General features: G+C 48.5%; 14 protein-coding genes. 4 read left to right on the top strand and 10 right to left on the bottom strand.

Annotated features, from left to right (window positions below; translation table 11 throughout):
• Nucleotides 1–101 precede the first annotated feature (101 nt).
• Nucleotides 102–476 (bottom strand): iron chaperone, encoded by a 375-nt coding sequence (locus tag AB3Y94_RS09375; RefSeq protein ID WP_367296505.1) that lies wholly within the window; start codon nucleotides 474–476, stop codon nucleotides 102–104.
• A 201-nt stretch (nucleotides 477–677) separates the two neighbouring features.
• Between AB3Y94_RS09375 and AB3Y94_RS09370 the strand changes: the two genes are divergently transcribed.
• Nucleotides 678–1,976, top strand: a complete 1,299-nt coding sequence (locus tag AB3Y94_RS09370) for a tyrosine-protein phosphatase (RefSeq protein WP_367295985.1) — start codon at nucleotides 678–680, stop codon at nucleotides 1,974–1,976.
• A gap of 96 nt (nucleotides 1,977–2,072) precedes the next feature.
• On the opposite strand, the gene AB3Y94_RS09365 is transcribed toward AB3Y94_RS09370, so the two are convergent.
• The 5 genes from AB3Y94_RS09365 to xylA form a co-directional block, all read right to left on the bottom strand.
• Nucleotides 2,073–2,852, bottom strand: coding sequence for a (S)-acetoin forming diacetyl reductase (locus AB3Y94_RS09365; RefSeq protein ID WP_367295984.1), 780 nt, complete (start codon nucleotides 2,850–2,852; stop codon nucleotides 2,073–2,075).
• A 383-nt stretch (nucleotides 2,853–3,235) separates the two neighbouring features.
• The gene (locus AB3Y94_RS09360; RefSeq protein WP_367295983.1) at nucleotides 3,236–4,612 is read right to left on the bottom strand and encodes a sugar porter family MFS transporter; all 1,377 of its coding nucleotides are present in this window, start codon (nucleotides 4,610–4,612) and stop codon (nucleotides 3,236–3,238) included.
• A gap of 325 nt (nucleotides 4,613–4,937) precedes the next feature.
• Nucleotides 4,938–6,311, bottom strand: coding sequence for a sugar porter family MFS transporter (locus AB3Y94_RS09355; protein WP_367295982.1), 1,374 nt, complete (start codon nucleotides 6,309–6,311; stop codon nucleotides 4,938–4,940).
• Between the two features lie 253 nt (nucleotides 6,312–6,564).
• Entirely contained in the window at nucleotides 6,565–8,076 is a 1,512-nt protein-coding gene (gene xylB, locus AB3Y94_RS09350; RefSeq protein WP_125682941.1) for a xylulokinase, read from the bottom strand.
• Nucleotides 8,077–8,743: 667 nt separating this feature from the next.
• Nucleotides 8,744–10,099: a xylose isomerase gene (gene xylA / locus AB3Y94_RS09345; RefSeq protein ID WP_125682939.1), complete on the bottom strand. Its 1,356-nt coding sequence runs from the start codon at nucleotides 10,097–10,099 to the stop codon at nucleotides 8,744–8,746.
• 373 nt (nucleotides 10,100–10,472) lie between these two features.
• On the opposite strand from xylA, the gene AB3Y94_RS09340 reads away from it, so the two are divergent.
• Both AB3Y94_RS09340 and AB3Y94_RS09335 read left to right on the top strand, forming a co-directional pair.
• Nucleotides 10,473–10,802, top strand: a complete 330-nt coding sequence (locus AB3Y94_RS09340) for a hypothetical protein (RefSeq protein ID WP_367295981.1) — start codon at nucleotides 10,473–10,475, stop codon at nucleotides 10,800–10,802.
• Nucleotides 10,803–11,121: 319 nt separating this feature from the next.
• Nucleotides 11,122–13,332, top strand: coding sequence for a MucBP domain-containing protein (locus tag AB3Y94_RS09335; RefSeq protein WP_367295980.1), 2,211 nt, complete (start codon nucleotides 11,122–11,124; stop codon nucleotides 13,330–13,332).
• Between the two features lie 139 nt (nucleotides 13,333–13,471).
• Here the strand turns inward: AB3Y94_RS09335 and AB3Y94_RS09330 are convergent, their stop codons facing one another.
• Together AB3Y94_RS09330 and arsC are read right to left on the bottom strand one after the other, a co-directional pair.
• Nucleotides 13,472–14,656, bottom strand: coding sequence for an ROK family protein (locus tag AB3Y94_RS09330; protein WP_367295979.1), 1,185 nt, complete (start codon nucleotides 14,654–14,656; stop codon nucleotides 13,472–13,474).
• Between the two features lie 307 nt (nucleotides 14,657–14,963).
• A complete protein-coding gene (gene arsC, locus AB3Y94_RS09325) occupies nucleotides 14,964–15,386 on the bottom strand; it encodes an arsenate reductase (thioredoxin) (RefSeq protein WP_367295978.1) in 423 nt (140 codons plus the stop codon).
• A 318-nt stretch (nucleotides 15,387–15,704) separates the two neighbouring features.
• Between arsC and AB3Y94_RS09320 the strand changes: the two genes are divergently transcribed.
• Nucleotides 15,705–16,247, top strand: a complete 543-nt coding sequence (locus tag AB3Y94_RS09320) for a DUF805 domain-containing protein (protein WP_367295977.1) — start codon at nucleotides 15,705–15,707, stop codon at nucleotides 16,245–16,247.
• Nucleotides 16,248–16,265: 18 nt separating this feature from the next.
• On the opposite strand, the gene AB3Y94_RS09315 is transcribed toward AB3Y94_RS09320, so the two are convergent.
• Nucleotides 16,266–17,591 carry a replication-associated recombination protein A gene (locus AB3Y94_RS09315; protein ID WP_367295976.1) on the bottom strand — a complete coding sequence of 442 codons (1,326 nt, stop codon included), beginning with the start codon at nucleotides 17,589–17,591 and terminating at the stop codon, nucleotides 16,266–16,268.
• Nucleotides 17,592–17,683: 92 nt separating this feature from the next.
• Nucleotides 17,684–19,069 carry a branched-chain amino acid transport system II carrier protein gene (gene brnQ / locus AB3Y94_RS09310; RefSeq protein WP_367295975.1) on the bottom strand — a complete coding sequence of 462 codons (1,386 nt, stop codon included), beginning with the start codon at nucleotides 19,067–19,069 and terminating at the stop codon, nucleotides 17,684–17,686.
• Between the last annotated feature and the right edge of the window lie 220 nt (nucleotides 19,070–19,289).

The following is a 19,289-nucleotide window of genomic DNA, read 5'->3' as shown; positions in this document are numbered from 1 at the left end:
AGACACGTGGTTTCCGTGGCTTCAAATCGAGCGAGAAGCCCGCCCTTTTGGCTGAAGCGTCCTCACGGTAGGTCCCACTTCTGGTCACCGAAGATAAATACTTATTTCCGCCAAAATGTCGTACAGTCCACCTTGTCCGCAATGTTAAAGGCAATAATTCGTTTTAGTAAGTCGTAGTCCACGTCTTGCGTCCATTTAATCCGGCCGAATTTTTTGCCGGGATTGTAATGCGCCGCCGCAATCTGGTCAGCAAACTTTTCCATGACTGGCCCTTCCGGTGCAAATGCCATGTGGGGCTTGGCCACGCTAAAACCAATAATAAACGTTCCGTGATCCGTAAACATGGGTTGGTTCCACGCATACCGTTGTTCTAGCTGCGGAAAAGTCTCCTGGACCCAATTTAAAACGGTGCGCACCCGTTCCTGATGCGCCTCGTCTTCAATCTTACCCAGGTACTCTTCAAATTCTGCAATCATCTGGTCACCCCTTAACGTTTTCAAAAAGTTGCTCCCATTGTACCACGTCCGCTAAGTCGTTCGGCAAGTAAACTTTTATTACAACGAAATTTATATTCGAATTTACAGCATTTATACTGAAACCTAATTGAACCGTGACATTCATCTGATAACGTGAGTAATGGTTAAGGACCAAAAACTATTTTCTAGGGAGGAATTACCATGTCTCACTCAGTCACTGCTCGATCAATTAAGCTTCTCTGTCTTTCGCTCCTGCTGGCTGGTGTTATCGTGCCAACCGCGTCCGCGGCCACTCAGACTGCACCAACTAAACCAACTACGATCAAAGCTAACTCTGCTAAATCTTCTTCCGCCAATCGCTCCAGCTACGTCGTTCCAACCAAGCCCAATCCCGACCACCGAATCGTCCTCAGTGGCACCAAAAACACCCGTGACATGGGCGGCATTAAGACTGCCGATGGTAAATGGCAGATTCGTCCCAAAGCTTTGATTCGTTCGGACCGGCTATACAAGCTGGACGACCACGACGTTACTGTCCTCAGTCACGACTACAACGTAAAAAACGTCGTGGACTTTCGGACGCCTGGCCAAGTGGCCGGTTCACCCGACGCCGCCATTCCTGGAGCCCCCATCACCTATCTCTCAATTTTCGGACCCCAAGCCGCAGCCAACCACGGCCTAGGTGATGGCGATTTTTACGGCTCGCGCCTTGAGTTAGGCTACTACGCCATTACGGGTTATCGCCAATTTCTAAACCGTTTATTAACCAATCAAGGCGCCACCCTCTTCCACTGCGTCACTGGGAAAGACCGGACGGGAGTCGCGGCCGTCCTCATCCTCTCCGCACTGGGTATGGACAAACAAACGACCGTCGACGACTTCATGTTGTCCAACTATTACTACGACCGAGAAGCCGTTAAGCAAAGTTGGATCGACGAATATTACCAAGTCATCTCACAGAACTACACCAATATTTCAAACTACCTGACTCGCGAGCTGAACTTCCCCGTCGCCAAACGTGAACAACTGAAAGCCCGCTACCTGGTCTCAACTGATGGCAAAAACACACCTTACAGTTCAACCTATACGACGGCTAAGCCCAGTCCTAGCGTCCCCGTTGCACCAACACCCAGCACGCCTAAGCCTGCGACTCCTGCACCAGTGACGAAGCCTTCTACCGCTACAACCGTCGCTGCGGCTGGCCAAGGCGACACCATCAAGCCAACGAAGAAAGCGAAAAAGACCGTTAAGATTACAGTTACTAAGAAACGCCACACCAATTACATCTACCGGTTAAAGGGCCACAAGGTCTGGTTCAAAGACGCTCATCTCAAGCACAGCAAAGGTAAGACTTCCAAATCAGCTAAAACTAAATGGCGAATCATCAAACAGGAAACCGTCAAAATTAACGGTAAGAAAGCCACGTATCTAAAAGTGCAAGACCACCATCACCACACCGCGTGGATCTTGAAAAAATACGTCGTGAAAATTAAACAGTAGCTGGTTTAATCACACGTTTCGACGATAGACGCTCAGAACACAATAAGGGTTTGAGACAAAAGTCTCAAACCCTTATCATTTCTACCAAGATTCATACTAATGGAATTGCATCCCACCATCAACTTCAATCGTTTGCCCAGTAATGTAATTTGAATCAGGACCCGCCAGGAAAGAGACCACGTTGGCAACATCCTCAGGCTCTTCTAGCCGGCCTAACGCGATGTCCTTGGCAAATGTCTGCATCCCCCACTCATCGCTCTCACCGGCATTTTCACCGACCTGATGGGCAATATCAAACATCATTGGCGTTTTGACGATTCCTGGCGCGTACGCGTTGACGGTAATCCCCTCAGCTGCCAAGTCGCGCGCAGCAACCTGGGTAATCCCTCTGATGGCAAATTTGGTCCCACTGTACAGGGCCAGATTAGGATTCCCCACCACACCGGCTTGGGAGGACGCGGAGATTATTTTCCCACCATGACCCAGTTCGCGGAACTTGGCGTGAGCCGCCTGAATTCCCCAGAGAGCACCACCAGCATTGACCCGGTAGACCTTATCAAATTGCTCTGACGTAATCGTATCGATGGGCGTGGTTGGCCCAAGCCCAGCGTTATTGACCATTACGTTCAGGTCACCAAACTCTTCGACGGCAGCGTTGACCGCCTTGAAGACACTTTCGCGGTCGGCAACGTTGGTCCGAATCGAACCCGCCCGACCACCAGCAGCTTCAATCTCTTCCTCCACTAAGTGTGCATTCTCTAAGTTCAAGTCTGCTAACATGACTGCAAAACCATCGTGGATCAGTCGCATAGCTATCGCTTTCCCAATCCCTTGACCGCCACCAGTAACCAATGCAACCCGCATTTTTTCTTCCATAACTTTCACTCCTTAAAGTAAGTCTTTTTGATACGACTGAACTTTAAGTGCTTAACGACTTAAACGGAAATCCTTTTATCCAAATAGACGTAGTTTGTTAACTAAACCTTGGTCGACTTTAGCAACTATAATTGCCGCCTCCGGTTCGCAGGGAGTGGGTGGACTGTGGGGACCGCTTTCGGCCAGAGGAACGGTCCTTCAGCTCGACTCAAAGCTCCCGCCAAAACCAGCTCATAACATCCCTTAACTACCAAACCTTCCTCACTCAAAAAAAGAAGCCACCCTCTCAGGAGTGACTTCAATCTTTCACTTGATTTTAAATAGGACGCTGGGAAATCAACCAATCATAGCGTTACTGGCAATTTCTCAGGCACCACTTCTGTTTACTTTTGTGCGGCGCTCAAGCTAGAAGCATCTTCGCCAGCCTTAGCACGCAAGGTTGCTTCGATGTCTTCCAATGAACGGTTCCGTGTTTCGAAGACTTTCTTTTGGACAAACCAGATGGAAGCCAAACAGAGGATCCCGTAACCGATAAACAAACTCCCAGTACCGAAGAAGTCTAACAGGGATGGGAACGTTAAGGAAACAATCATATTAGCGGTCCAGTTGATCACACTAGAGAATGAATTCCCTAACCCACGAATATTCAACGGGAAGACCTCACCAATCATAACCCACATGACAGGGCCCCAAGTTGCGGAGAAGAAAGCGATGTAGATGGTCAAAGCGATTACGGAAATAACAGCAGCGGTTTGAGAACCACCGGAGAACTTCATCCCCAGACTCATAACGAACAGGGAGATGGCCATCCCAATCGCCCCAATGATCAACATCTTCTTACGGTCAATCTTATCCATAATCGTTACAGCAACGGCCGTCACGATCACGTTGAAAATCCCGATACCAATGTGGGCTAACAGTGCGGCGGAAACCCCGAAACCAACATCCGTAAAGATGGTTGGCGCGTAGTACAGCACGGTGTTACATCCCATAACTTGTTGGAAAATCGCTAACCCAAAGCCAATGGTCAATGAAGGGCGAACCATCTTACTGAAGAGTTCCTTCCAACCACCACTGACGATCTTGGCTGATTCTTCAATTTGGGCAACTTCCTTATCAACGGCGGCTTGGTCATGCTTGTTCATGGTATCCAGCACCTCACGTGCTTCAGCCATGTGGCCTGACTTAACCAAGAACCGTGGGCTTTCTGGTAGGACCAACCCACCAATGAACAGCAGAGCCGCTGGAATCGCAGCGAACCCCAACATCCAACGCCAGCCGGTGTACATGCCAGAAAAACTGTAGTTGGTGATGTAAGCCAACAGAATCCCCGTCATGACCATCAGTTGGAACAGGCTAGAAACGGTCCCCCGCTTATCAGCAGGTGCCAATTCGGCCAGGTACGTTGGAATCAAAGCAGAGGCAGCCCCAACGGCCATCCCCAAGATGATCCGGGAAATAATCAATGTCCAGAACTCTGGTGAAAAGGCAGACCCTAAAGCACCGACCAAGAAAATAATAGCTGAAAGCAGCAACAACTTCCGCCGACCAAAACGGTCAGAGGATGGTCCAATGATAGCGGCACCTAAGATGGCACCTAATAGTACGGCACTAACGACCCAGCCTTGTTGCCAAGACCCCAAACTCATTTGTTTCTGGATAAACAGAATTGCTCCTGAAATTACCCCGGTATCATACCCAAAGAGGAGACCCCCAAGGGCGCCGAAGAAGTAAACAAAGCCAGTTGAAACTTTTCGCATGTTCTTACTTCCTTTGACAGTTCGTCGCCGCATAATTTTTTGCAATATGTAAGTTGGCACATCTGATGTTGGTTGATTGCTACAACCAACTAAAAGCTATGATAGCACTTTCATCAAATTTTTGAAAGCGTTTCCTACAGAATTTCGTGAAGGTTTTCGCAATCAGAGTAAACGGTTTCGCAGCACAATCTCGTGACTTTCCTTATAAACCCTATGTTTCTCACCACCACTGATAAATCCAAGTCACTTTAAAATTTTTTACAAAAAAAACGAGAAAGCCATCCTCGCAGGAATGGCCCTCTCGCAATCAAAGGAAATACTTAACTTATTTCGCAGCGTTCAGGCTAGCTTCTTTTTCGTCCGCCTTAGAACGCAAGGTTGCTTCGATATCTTCCAAAGAACGGTTCCGAGTTTCGAAGACCTTCTTTTGAACGAACCAGATAGAAGCAAAGCAGAGAATCCCGTAACCGATAAACAAACTACCAGTACCGAAGAAGTCTAACAGAGATGGGAAAGTTAAGGAAACGATCATGTTAGCGGTCCAGTTGATCACACTAGCAAAGGAGTTCCCTAACCCACGAATGTTCAGTGGGAAGACTTCACCAATCATAACCCACATTACGGGACCCCAGGTTGCGGAGAAGAAAGCAATGTAGATGGTCAAGGCGATAACGGAGATGATGGCTGCGGTTTGAGAACCACCGGAGAACTTCATCCCGAGACTCATAACGAACAGGGAAATCCCCATCCCAACGGCACCAATGTTCAACATCTTCTTACGGTCGATCTTATCCATGATCATTACGGCAATCGCAGTAACAATCACGTTAAAGATCCCGATACCGATGTGGGCTAACAGGGCTGCGTTGACCCCGAAACCAACGTCAGTAAAGATAGTTGGTGCGTAGTACAGAACCGTGTTACAACCCATGACTTGTTGGAAAATAGCCAGACCAATACCAATCGTCAATGAAGGACGAACCATCAGGCCAAAGAGTTCTTTCCAGCCGCCGTTCTTCATCTTAGCTTGTTCTTCAATTTGCGCTAATTCTTTGTCAACCACGGACGTGTTGTGCTTGTTCATGGTGTCCAAGATTTGACGAGCGTGGTCACTGTGACCCGTTTTAACCAAGAAACGTGGACTTTCAGGTAAGATCAACCCACCTAAGAACAGGATTGCGGCAGGAAGTGCGGCAAACCCTAACATCCAACGCCAGCCGGTGTAGAAGCCGGCAAAACCGTAGTTGGTGATGTAGGCTAACAGAATCCCGGTCATCACCATCAGTTGGAACAGGCTGGACATCGTCCCCCGTTTGTCAGCGGGTGATAGTTCAGCTAAGTAAGTTGGAATCAAGGCTGATGCAGCCCCAACGGCCATCCCGAGGACGACCCGTGAAATAATTAATGTCCAAAACTCTGGTGAGAACGCGGAGCCCAAGGCCCCCACGAAGAAAATAATTGCTGATAATAGCAGTAGCTTTCGCCGACCATAACGGTCAGAGGATGGTCCGATGATGGCAGCCCCTAAGATGGCCCCCAACAAAACGGCACTGACGACCCAGCCTTGTTGCCAAGAACCCAGGTTCATCTGCTTTTGAATAAATAAAATGGCTCCGGAAATTACCCCGGTATCGTAACCGAATAGTAATCCACCCAAAGCCCCGAAGAAATAAACAAATCCGGTCGAAACTTTTCGCATAGATATCGCTCCTTATGCGGCTTTCACCGTAAAATTCTAAAGTGGCAGTGTATGTGACGAAGTATAGCTGAAGATGTAAGTGTAAGTTGGTGTTTTTAACTGTTGTTGGTTGATTGGTTCAACCAACCATGTGCATATAATAACATGGTTCAAACCGTTTTGGAAGCGTTTTCTTAGGAAAATAAAAAAAACTCGGCATTTTACCGAGTTTTTCTATCAGATTACTTGCATTTCATTGATGAAAAGCCTCTCGCTAGTTAAGCTCTTCGCGCCGGTAATCCAGTAATTGCGCACTGATCGACTTGGTCTGTTGGTAGACCTGCTTGTAGATTTTGTGCATCTTAGCGTACTTCTTAGCGTTCTCAGGATTTGGTTCGTAAGCCTTGCCAAAGTGTACGAAGGTTTCGGCACAGTCTTGTAGGGAGTCAAACCAGCCGAGACCGGTGGCAGCAATCATGGCGGCCCCCATCCCTGGTCCCTGTTCATTCGTCAAACTGACAACTTTACGGTTAAAGATGTCGGCTTGAATTTGCAGCCAGAGCGGACTCTTGGCCCCACCACCAATGGAAACGACCGTATCAAAATCGCCACCATTTTCTTCGTAGATGTCAAAGAGATCCCGGAATGAGAAGACGATACCCTCCAGAACGGCCCGCACGAAGTCATAGCGCTTGTGGGTGCCATCGACCCCGGTAAAGCTCCCCCGGATGTCAGCGTCGGCGTATGGCGCCCGTTCACCCACGATATAAGGCGTGTAGAGTAGCCCATTAGCACCAACAGTACTTTTAGCTGCACTGGCCACAAAGTCCGTGAAATCAGCTTCTGGAGCGAAAGTCTTCTTGAACCAGCTCAAAGAATAACCGGCTGCCAGAGTGACCCCCATAGAGTAGTACTTGTCGGGAATGGCGTGGTCTTCAAACTGCACGACACCGTGATAGTTCACGTCAGCCGTGTCTTCATACTTCAGAACAACCCCAGACGTCCCAATACTGGACAGAACCATGTTCGGGTGCAAAATTCCGGCACCAACGGCACCAGCAGCGTTATCAGCGGCACCACCATAGACCTTAGTGGCCGTGGTCAATCCAGAGAATTCGGCGTAGGCCGGCGTAACCGTCCCAGCAAAGTCAACGGACTTGATCAAAGGTGGGCACATGCTCATCGGGATATCAAAGGTATCACAAATCTTCTGGCTCCATTCACCCTTCGCAACGTCAAGGAGAACGGTCCCAGTCGCATCTGAATAGTCCATGGCCAGGTTACCCGTCATGCGGTAACGAACGTAGTCTTTAGGCAGGACAAAGTACTTAGCCTTAGCCCAAATGTCAGGTTCATTTTCTTTGACCCAAAGTAATTTCGTCAGTGTAAAGCCTTCGAGGGGTTGGTTCCCAGTGATGTCGACAAATTCGTCGCCCATCTTGGCTTCAATTTCTTCACGTTGTGGCGTGGTCCGCGTATCGTTCCACAAAATAGCGGGACGTAAAACTTTCTTATTTTCGTCAAGCAGAACCATCCCGTGCATTTGTCCAGAATAACTCAGGCCTTCAATGTCAGCGGCATCTAAGTGATCGTTTAAAATCAACCGCACAATCGCCACCGTTGTTCCAGAAACCCAGTCCTCTGGGTTCTGTTCGTTATAGCCAGGCTTCTTTTGAATCAAATCATAGTCAAAACTTTCTTGGGCGACAATTTGCCCACTGTGGTCTAAGGCCGACACCTTAACGGCACTGGTCCCTAGGTCAACACCGAGTACATACTTCCCCATCGGTCATTCCTCCTAAATATTTTAGTGGTTGAGGCCGCTTCCGGTGGAGACGGGTCACACTGTGGGGCAACCCCGGAAGCCACAGAACGGTCTTCCGCGGCGACTTGGCGCCCCACCAGAACCGTGGGTCACCAAGTGCGGCCCATGTTCTAAGCGGCAAAAACCGCCACTAAGAACATCGACACTGCGTGACCCGTCTCCGCCTCCAGCTAACTACTGGCAACATACCATTACCAATCCGCTAGTGAAACTGGACCTAGCCATCTATTCGTTTGGTTATCCTAATTATGTTAAACAGTTATTGCTTCAGATAGATTACGTGAGTTGCGTTGCCTATTTCTGACGCTCATGAATCCTAACCCAATAATGCCACGCTATTCTGATGCCACCTTGACACCATTTAGAGCCGGAGACCGGCAGTTACTGTGCAGTGACGGTGGTATTAACTAGCATTCTTAGCTAGCTTAGACCACGGGCCACGAGGGAAACGCGCGGGTTAGGCGGGGTTCTCTCGTGCCTTTTCAGACCGCACTTTGGCTGAAAAGGTTGCCCACAGCGCAGTAGCTGGCGGCAGCGCGTTAACCGCAAATCACAAGCATAAAAATGGCGGACGAACACACCGTCCGTCCGCCATTCTATATGATATTTATTTTCACAAAGTCCGAGATTACTTGCTCAGAGTGTCAATGATGTAATGGTTGATCGTATCCTTGACTTCTTCCAAGTGGTCAGAGTGCGTAGCAGCAATCAATTCTGATTGTGGCTTGTCGATAGCGTACTTTTCAAGGGACTTGAAGTCTGCCTTGCCGCTTTCGATATCAGCACCGATACCGGATTCGTATGAACTGTAACGGTCCTTCTTCAAGTTGTCTAAGAAGCCGTCTTCCTTCATAGCAACAGCAACCCGTAAGCCGGCAGCAAAGCTGTCCATACCTACGATGTGGCCGTAGAAGAGGTCTTCTGGGGCAAATGATGAACGACGAGGCTTAGCATCGAAGTTCAACCCACCGCGAGGGCCAATACTACCATTTTCAACAACTTCGTACATAGCAGCAGTCGTTTCGTACAGGTTAGATGGGTATTCATCAATATCCCAGCCGATCAGCTTGTCGCCTTGGTTGGCATCCAATGAACCTAACAGACCTGCTTCACGGGCAGTCCGGATTTCGTGTTGGTAAGTGTGACCAGCTAAGTTAGCGTGGTTACCTTCCAAGTTCAACTTGAAGTCTTTGTCCAAACCATATTCCTTCATGAAGGCAATGGTGGTTGCGGCATCGAAGTCGTATTGGTGAGTCGTTGGTTCCTTAGGCTTTGGTTCGAGCAACATTTGTGCATCGAAGCCAATTTCGTTAGCGTAGTCCTTAGCCATGTGGAAGAACTTAGCAGCATGTTCTTGTTCTTCCTTCATGTTCGTGTTCCAGAGTGATTCGTAACCTTCACGGCCACCCCAGAAGACATAGTTTTCGGAGCCAACGCGCTTACCAATTTCCAAACTGTGCTTCAATTGAGCGGCACAGTAAGCAAAGATGTCAGCGTAAGGAGAAGTAGCAGCCCCTTCAACGAAGCGAGGGTTCGTGAACATGTTTGACGTGTTCCACAGAACCTTCATGCCACTCGTCTTTTGGTATTCAACGATCTTGTCAACGACTTTGTCCAAGTTAGCGTTGGTTTCACGTAAAGTGTCGCCTTCTGGAGCTAAGTCACGATCGTGGAAGCAAAGGTAATCTACACCTAATTTGTCGTAAAATTCAAATGCAGCATCAACCTTGGCTAAAGCCAAGTCCATTGGATCTGTGTACTTGTCGTAAGGACGTTGGGCAGTTCCATCACCGAATGGGTCAACCAAACGTTGATCGAATGTGTGCCAGTAAGCTACGGCGAACCGTAACCAATCCTTCATTTTCTTACCGCCAATAACTTCTTCTGGGTTGTAGTACTGGAACCCTAAGCCTGACTTTTTATCTGAGTGCCCGACGTATTGAATCTTGTCGATGCCTTTCCAATAACTTGTTTTAGTATCCATAATTAGTAAAACCCTCCTAGTTAGTTCGTTGCGACAACCAACTTACAAATCCTAGTATAACAGGGAACAATCTAAATGCAAGCGTTTTCGAAAACTTTTTCCAGAAAAATGATAGCGGTTGCACGTAATCCTTGTGCTACCAACTATCCACGTTCCAAAAGAATTTAACACCAGTCCTTGATGGCATCTATGTCCCTCTTAAACCAAGTTAGTTGGGCGAGAAACTTAATAAACTGAAGCCGGTCTGTGACGGGAAACTCCAGCATATGTGAAAATCGTCACATCTAAATTGCTGAACTTTTCAATTATCCTTCTTATAATGAAGGTAACTAATTGGTACGGTCACAACTCATTTACCTGGGAGGGATATCTGATGGATTTACATACGAATCATCAATGGGGGCGCCACCTGCTCACCCTACTAGTCGTCATTGGTTTGCTGTGCACCATTGGGGGGATTGCGACGTCAACCACCACCCAAGCCGCTGCCTCTGAGCAGACTACCCGCAGAATCGATCCGAACGCGAAGGTCCGGGCAGCGGTGAAGAATTCGGTTACCTGGAACGCCGCTCATCAACGAAAAGCAACGCTGCCACAAACCAGTGAGCAAATCGTATCGCCCTGGTTAGGTGTCGGACTCTGCCTTATCGGGACCAGCTGGCTGGTAGGCCGTCAACTGAATCGTGTTAGAGAACATGACTAACTAATTGATATGCTTGCTAAATTCCCAAGCGGATTTGGTAAGCATTTTTCAGTTGGCCAATTAGCCACCATTTTTAAAGTGGACAAGTCCATCTAGCCAAGGACTTTCGCCATAATCTATAAAATGTGATACTAACAGAAATAAAAAAGCCGCTATTGTTACCAGCCTTTTGCGTGGCCAATTAATCGTACCTATATACCATTACTTATAGAAATTTCCATGAGCAATCATTTATAGACTTCGCTATTACGCGCCTGTATAATGAAAATAACGAAAGCGCTTTTTTCAGAATATATTTACTTTTGAGGGGGAGTTTAGAATGTTTAAGGGCAACAACCAATCACGACACTACAAAATGTATAAGAGCGGTCGCGCCTGGGTTTTCGCCAGTATTGTCACCGCTGGAATGGTAGTCACTTTTAGTGGAACGCAAGCTAGTGCGGACACCACCGTTGATAACGACCAGGCAACCGCCACCGTGAAACCAGACCCATCCGCTGCGAATACAACTGCCACAACGACCAAATTGAAGACCACTGCCAGTCAAGCGACTGAGCCGGTGACCGACCAGCAGGAACCCCAACCAAAGGAAGCACCGGCAATCCTCCCTGCATCAACACCAGCAGCGGCTCCGACGCCAGTAGCCAAATCCTCTGAACCAACGATACATACTCCTGAGCCGTCAGAGCAAACACCCAACTCGGACAGTACACCAACGCCAAAACTAGCGAAAAATCGTCAAACTAGTCGGCGGACCAGTCGTATGGCCCAGTTGCCAGCTTATTCTGCCCCCAAGGTCGCCGTACCAACGGCTGCCCCGGTTACCGCAGAAACGATTGACCAGTGGATGCCCAATAAAAAACTGCAAAATCTCGTGGCCAATGCGCTCGGCAAGAACGCAGCTTCACTGACCAAGGACGACCTGTTAAAATTGACCAAACTCGAAGTCAGCCACATGAACCTCGCTACCACCACTTCCAACGACGGGATTCATCCCTACTCTCTTCAGGGATTAGAATTCGCGACAAATTTGACGTATCTTGATTTATCTTGGAATACCTACGACATGATGATGCTAGGCTACGACCGAGGCGACATCACAGACATTTCGCCATTAAGTGCGCTAACTAAGCTAACTTATTTAGACCTCTCCAGCAACCACGTAAACGACGTCACCCCATTGGCTAACCTGACCCAGTTGAAGACGCTAAATCTCAACGGCAATGGCATTTATGATTTCTCCTCATTGGATTACAGCCAATTCACAAGTCTCGAATTTTCCGAACAACAAGCAACCCTGACGACCAACTACGTCGTGGACCCAGCTAACCCAACGATTACCATTCCGCAACTGGTCAAACTGCCCAAAAACTTCTCGGGTAAATTATCGATCGACATCCCATCCGATTACAATGACAATCAAATCTTAGAAACCATCTATCAAGATCACATGAACGGTGGTGGACTCATGCGGATGTACTACCGGGGTGGCCACATTAAAACTGGTGAGGACGGCAACCCCACCACCAACGCCGATGGTAGTGTGACCTTCCTCGACTTACCTGACCAGATTTCACCATCCAATTATAGTGTTTGGCCTGGTTACACGGCTGTTCAAAACCCGGTAAAGTACTACTTGATTGAGGACTTCTCAGGCTCTGGTGAAGGCAAATTTATCACGATTCGTCTCTTCATTCCTTACGTCAACCCGCAGCCGGCGGAGGCCATCACTCTGCATTACCAAGACAGCGCCGGCAAAGCCATTAAAGACGATACGACCCTCCCCGCTGGGATGATTGGTGATGCCTACACCATTCCGGCTGAGGATACAGTCATCGACGGTTACACACTCGTCCAAACAATTGGTGAAACGACTGGAACTTACACGGACGCCCCCATCGATATCACCTTCGTTTACAAAAAAAAGGCAACCCCACCAGTCGTCACACCAACCACTCAATCTTCAGTAACCGTCCATTACGTCGATCAACAAGGCCAGCAACTCGCCGCGGACAAAGTCCTGACCGGCGATACCGGCACCCCCTATCAAACCGCGGCTCTAAACCTGTCGGGGTACACGTTGACCACCACTCCGGCCAACGCTTCTGGGACGTTTGGCAAGACAGATTCTGAGGTAACGTACGTTTACCGGGCCAATAAGACTGATGAGACCGGAAATACCGGGGACACCGGCAACACCACTCAGCCTAAGAAGCCTAGTAAACCAGCCAAGCAACCCAGCCCAACTACCCAACTGTCTGCCCAGGACGGTGGTAATGCTGCCGGCATCATTAGTCAGCAACATGGGGGCAACGCCGCCATGTTAGCTGGCCACGCCACCACCCCTTCGACTACCGGCAACGCTAAGGTCCGTGCCGCCGTGCAGGACTCCGTCGCCTGGAGCACTGCAGCCAAGCGGTCCCAAACCACGTTACCGCAAACCAATGAACGAACTTCCTCACCACTCATTGGAATCGCCCTCTTACTCAGCTCCCTAATCGGGCTAGGTATCTGGCGGAAACAAGATTAAGTTATCGCCGGAAAAAGAGTGAGTCAGAAGGCGGTTAGTCAATGATCATTAACTGCCTTTCAGCACACGTTTCGATCATGTACGTTCGGAACGCAAAAAGGGTTTGAGACGTTTGTCTCAAACCCTTTAATGTCTAATTTTATTCAGCGTCAGGCCGTTCAAAGTTTAATTCAAAGTGGTCCAAGCCTAATACGCGGTGGGTGATCAGAGAGCAGCCACCCAATACCGTTGCTAACCGGGCATTTTTCGTTAACTCAATGCTCATTTCTACTTGGGCCAAGTTCGCAAACACCGCCCGAATTTGGGTCAGCAACTCTGGCAACTCTTCAACCAACGGTGAATTTAGGAAGAATGCATCCGGATCCAACGACCGCATCAAATTGTACAGCATCCCGCCAATGGCGGCAGCAAAGTTAGCCAGTGTCATCATGGTCTCCGGATCCCGTTCTCGATACAGCTTCACAATGGCCGCCCGATCCAAGCTCTCTAAGCCTTTCAGATCCTCAATTCGTTGAATGATGGCATCTTCTGAGCTAATATCTTCGGCGTGAACGGGATGGGGGGAATCAGCGGCATCCATCTGAATATCTGCGATGGTCTGCCCGATTTCACCAGCATCCCCGTGTTCACCACGGAAAAGGTCGCGGTGTAGAATAATCCCGGCACCAATTCCTCTATGGATACTGACAGTCACGGTACTATTGAGCTGACGGGCACCGTTAAAGTCCCGTTCATAAATAGCGGACAGGTTGGCTTCATTTTCCAAAACAACGGGCACCTGGTAAGCCGTGGAGAAGACCTGTTCCAGGTTTACCCCATCCATATCAATAAATGGTGACGTCTTCACTTGGTTGTTGAACACAATTCCATGGATGGAAAAGCAGATACCCAACAAGCCATTGCTACTAGTGTCTTCGCGTTGTAAATCTGTGATGTACTGATTGATTCGGTCGACCATTTCGTGAATTGACTGGCCTTTGGTATCAATCCGGTCATATTTCCAAACGCTGCCATCGAGCCAAGTTGCAAGTGCGTGCAGATGCCGGTAGCCCAGGTCAAACGTCAACGTGTAACCGTAGCTATTGTTGATCTCGACCAAGGTTGGTTTCCGCCCACCAGCGGTTGACGCCTCCCCCAAGCCTAGTTCCGTTAAGTAACCTTCGGCCATCAGGGTATTGTACAGCGATGAGACCGTGGACTTATTCAGGTTAAGCTGGTGAGAAATTTCAATCCGCGAGGTGGGGTGATTGTTAAAAATCTGTTGCAGGACAAACTTCAGGTTCTGGTCATGCAACTGATTCCGATTCATACTACGTCGAACCATTAAATCCCCTCCTCAAAAACGATAACCGTTCCTCATTGCCGCCCCAAGTTGGTCTTACAAAAAGACCAACCAACCGTTTAGTCACACTTCCGCGATTAAATCGACGTTGCAAGCGGTAACAATATTTTTAATCATGGTTCAGTGAACCAACTAACCCCAGTATCGCTTATGTACAATCAAAATTCAACCGTTTTACCAAAATTTGTTCTGTTTCGCCAGAAGTTTGTTGAATAACTTAGTTAATGTTTGAAAGGAGCTGCCCGCAAATTAATTGGGCAGCTCCTTATTTTAGTCAGACATTCGTCTTCTAATCCGTTGCTTGGAGCGTCTTGATCAACTGAGCCACATGTGCTTGAATCTCATCGCGAACTTCCCGAAACACGTTGAGAATTTCCTCATCGCTCCCCGTTGCCTGCGCTGGATCCGGAAGTGGCCAATGCAACTTTTTGACGGTTGGTGGTGTGACCGGGCAACGGTCGCGGGCATCCCCACAGAGCGTCACGACGATATCGCTCTGATTGAGGTACTGGGAATCAATCAATTTAGACTGTTGCTGTGAAATATCGATATCGCGCTCCGCCATGACCTTCACCGCCAACGGATTCAAACCATGTTGCTCGACCCCGGCACTGGCCACCTGCCAAGTTTCGGGTGCAAGCTGACGGGCAAAACCTTCTGCCATTTGACTCCGACATGAATTACCCGTGCATAAAAAGTATAATTGGGTCATTGATGAGGCCTCCTCTATTTATTAAACAAATGATATTGGTGTCATCATTCTACACCTTTCTTTGAAAAAAAACGGATTTTTAACCACCGGTAAATGGCTTGCCAGCCCCTTACGATGATAGCCGGAAGGGCGACCCGTTCCATTACATCCGTTATACTACGCAACTGCATATTAACCAATTTATAGCGGGTTTACCGTGATCGGGAGAAAAACATAGCTATTCCAACTGTCAGCCGCTATGATGAATCTTAACAGCTTCAGTCATGAAAAGCTAGCCAGTTACTAAGCGGCCGTGAACTCATAGGGGGTTAATCATCGATGGAAAATTATAAGAGCACCTGCATCAAATGCGGAAAGCCCATTCCTTTAGGCGCCAACTTCTGCCACTATTGTCAAACCGCCCAAGGTATGGATGCGTTCTCTTACTCCTTAATTGATGACCAACCCGACCAACCCTATAACGAAACGGTCGATCCGGACTTAGTCACATCCAGTGTCCTTTTTTGCCGTAACTTAAGCAATCTAGCAGGACACATGGGCCGCGCGGACTTCTGGTGGTCGACTGCCGGTAGCAGTTTGGTAGAAATGGTCCTAGGCTTCTTAGCCATTATTAGCTTTGGCAGTTTTCACCGGTTGGGTGAAGAGATGAATCTCCTAACCGCCGCTCCCTTACTACTTTTATTGGCTATTGTGATTGCTGGCAATATTACAGCCCAGGTCCGACGCCTACACGATACCGGCCACAGTGGTCGGCTCTGGTTGATCAATCTGATTCCGCTGGGAAGTCTGATTTTTCTCTTAATTCTCTGTGAACCTTCGCGCCAACAACACAACCGCTATCTCCAAAAAAACGGCAGGTAGTTACCTGCCGGTTGCCCATTAATCTGATGAACGGTGTGCCTGATGCCATCGCTTAATGTACGCCAATCGTTCCTTGAAGCGCCCCTCACGCCCCTGTTCCGTAGGTTCATAGTACACGTGTCCCCGTAGGCCCGGTGGCATCGTTTCCATTTCAGTTAGTTTATCCTTCGTGGCGTGAGCATACTCGTAATCCCTGCCGTATCCCAGGTCCTTCATCAATTTCGTTGGCGCGTTCCGAATCTGTAGCGGAACCGGTTCATCACGGGTCTCTTTTACGTCCTTCTTAGCAGCCAATCGTGCCTTGTATAGTGCATTCGACTTGGGAGCCAAGGACAGGTAACTTACGGCCTCAACCAAATGTACGTCACATTCGGGCATTCCCAAGAATTGACAAGCCTGAAAGACATTTACCGCAATGTTCAGCGCGTTCGTGTCGGCAAGGCCAATATCCTCACTGGCAAACCGCACTAACCGCCGCGCAATGTACAACGGATCTTCGCCGCCCTCTAACATCCGAGACAACCAATAAATCGCTGCATCGACGTCGGAATTACGCATTGATTTATGTAGCGCCGAAATAATATTGTAGTGTTCCTCACCTGTTTTATCGTATAAGACAAACTTTTGGCTGATCAATTGCTTTAAATCATCCAAAGTGACCGTCACCTGATCACCCTGCTTATCTCCATTTAACACGGCCATTTCCAGTGTGTTCAAGGCGGTCCGCGCATCCCCATTGGCAAATTCCGCAATGGCGTGCAACTCGTCAGCACCAATCTTGACCCGAACGTCAAACCCGGCGGGATTCTTTAAAGCATTGGTTAATAACTCCTCAATATCCGCTGTCTCTAAGCCCTTTAAGACGAAGACCTTACACCGCGAAAGTAGTGCTGAATTGACTTCAAACGAAGGATTTTCCGTCGTTGCACCAATTAGAATAATACTGCCCCGCTCCACGTATGGCAGAAAAGCGTCCTGTTGCGCTTTATTAAACCGGTGAATTTCATCGACGAATACAATCGTCTGTTCTCCAATTTCGCGGTCATCTTCAGCCTGGTGCATAATCTTTTTAATCTTACTAATACTGCTGTCAACGGCACTAAAGCTCAAAAACTTCGCTTGTGTTTGCCGGGCAATGATTTCAGCTAAAGTGGTCTTACCAACACCAGGTGGTCCCCAAAAGATCATCGACGATACTTGATCATTTTCAATCAATTCTCGTAAGATTTTGCCAGTTCCTAACAGGTGCGTTTGGCCCACGAACTGAGCGAGGGTGCGTGGCCGAACCCGACTAGCTAACGGCGTATTTTGCCGGTTATTTGAAAACAATGATTCTTGTTCCACGAGAAATCCCCCCTTTTACAGGTAATCATAACCCGTTTGAGACCGAAGAAAAAGCCCCGACCACTGGCCGCGACTTTTCTCCGATAACATGACTACAGATGGTCACTTTCTGGAACCGTTCCTCGCTGGCTTACCCAGCGGAGATGCCCCCACAGCAGCCCAATGGCAAAACCAATGAAGGTTGGAACCAACCAGCCCAGACCGATGCTAGCAAACGGAATCACACCGTGGTAAAACGCCAATAGACTCTGAATTGGACCAAAGCTAGTGACAATGGCTGGAGAATTGGCCAACATATCTAAGATGGCCGGTAAAATCGTAAAGGCAATCGTCACCTTGTAGACAATACCAGCATACGGCCGTTTGGAAACGGTCAGGGACAAGAGAATCAAGGCTAAGGACAGTGGATACATCAGCATGAGGATGGGCAGTGACCAGCTGATAATGGTATCCAACCCAGCATTGGCCACGCAGAAAGAAAGAATCGTGGTAACCCGCAGCCAGGTCCGGTAACTAATCTTAGAGAATAGCTTGTGGAAATCCTGAGCGAAAGAAGAAATTAAACCAATCGCAGTCGTCAACACACCTAACGTTACCAGGGCACCTAACAATAGCGTCCCAACGCTACTAAAGTAGTGCCCCACGATTTGGGAGAGAGCCACTCCACCGTTGGCAGAAAGCTTTAATTCACTCATGCTCATAGCCCCCAGCAGAACTAAACCAAAGTAAATGATAACTTCTAGTGAAATACTCAGAATCCCCGCCTTAGTGGTTAATCTAGTCAGGTCACGGCCTCGGTATCCGAGGCCTCGAATTGCGTGAATCAGGGTAACGCTCAGAGCCAAGAGTGCCACGGCATCCAACGTATTGTACCCTTCAAGCATGCCACCAATCGTGGCGTTAGCTTGGTAGGTTGCCGTTGGGGTTTGAGAGAGACTCCCCATTGGTTTGATAAAGGCAATCAGAAAGATAATGGCAAGTAAGGCCAGGAAGCCCACGTTCAGGTACTTCCCAACTATTTTGAGTAGCGCACTCTGATGCATCGCTGCCAAGTATGCAATGGCGAAGAATAATCCGGTAAATAGAAGCATCCCCATTGTGGAGAAGGTTTTCGGAATAAAGGGTTCAACCGCCATTTGGTAAGCCGTCGCGGCCGTCCGAGGGGTTGCGAAGAAGGGCCCGATGGTCAAGTGAACCAGGATCAAGAACATAGCGGCGTAGTGCCGACCAACTGGGCGGGCAAGGTCTAGGAGACCATCACTCTTGGTAACCACTACGGCCAGGATGGCCAGTAGTGGGAAGAGTGAACCAGAGATAGCGAAACCAAATGCGGCCATGAACCAGTTCGCCCCGGCCATTTGCCCCAAGTGCACTGGAAAAATCAGGTTACCTGAGCCAAAGAACATGCCGAAAATTAAAGAACTGACGACGAGTAATTGCCCCATATTTTTCTTTGGTGTTGCTGCAAGTTCTTCCATAATTGATTCCTCCAGTTTCTATATTTTTTACTCTTGAACGTTAAAAGAGCCCTCTTCCCATACTGGGAAAAGGGCTCTATAAGTAGAACGGTACCACCTTTTTGTGGCCAATGACGCACCACACTCATCACGGACGAACATCCGCTAGCCATGTAATGGTGGCACCCACAGTGGCCTTATCAACCACTGAACTCAGAAGTAACTTTCACGCACCCTTGAC

Source organism: Levilactobacillus yonginensis (assembly GCF_964065165.1).
Taxonomy (GTDB): domain Bacteria; phylum Bacillota; class Bacilli; order Lactobacillales; family Lactobacillaceae; genus Levilactobacillus; species Levilactobacillus yonginensis_A.
Note: the sequence above shows the minus strand (reverse complement) of the source record. Positions and strands in the feature narration are given on the sequence as shown.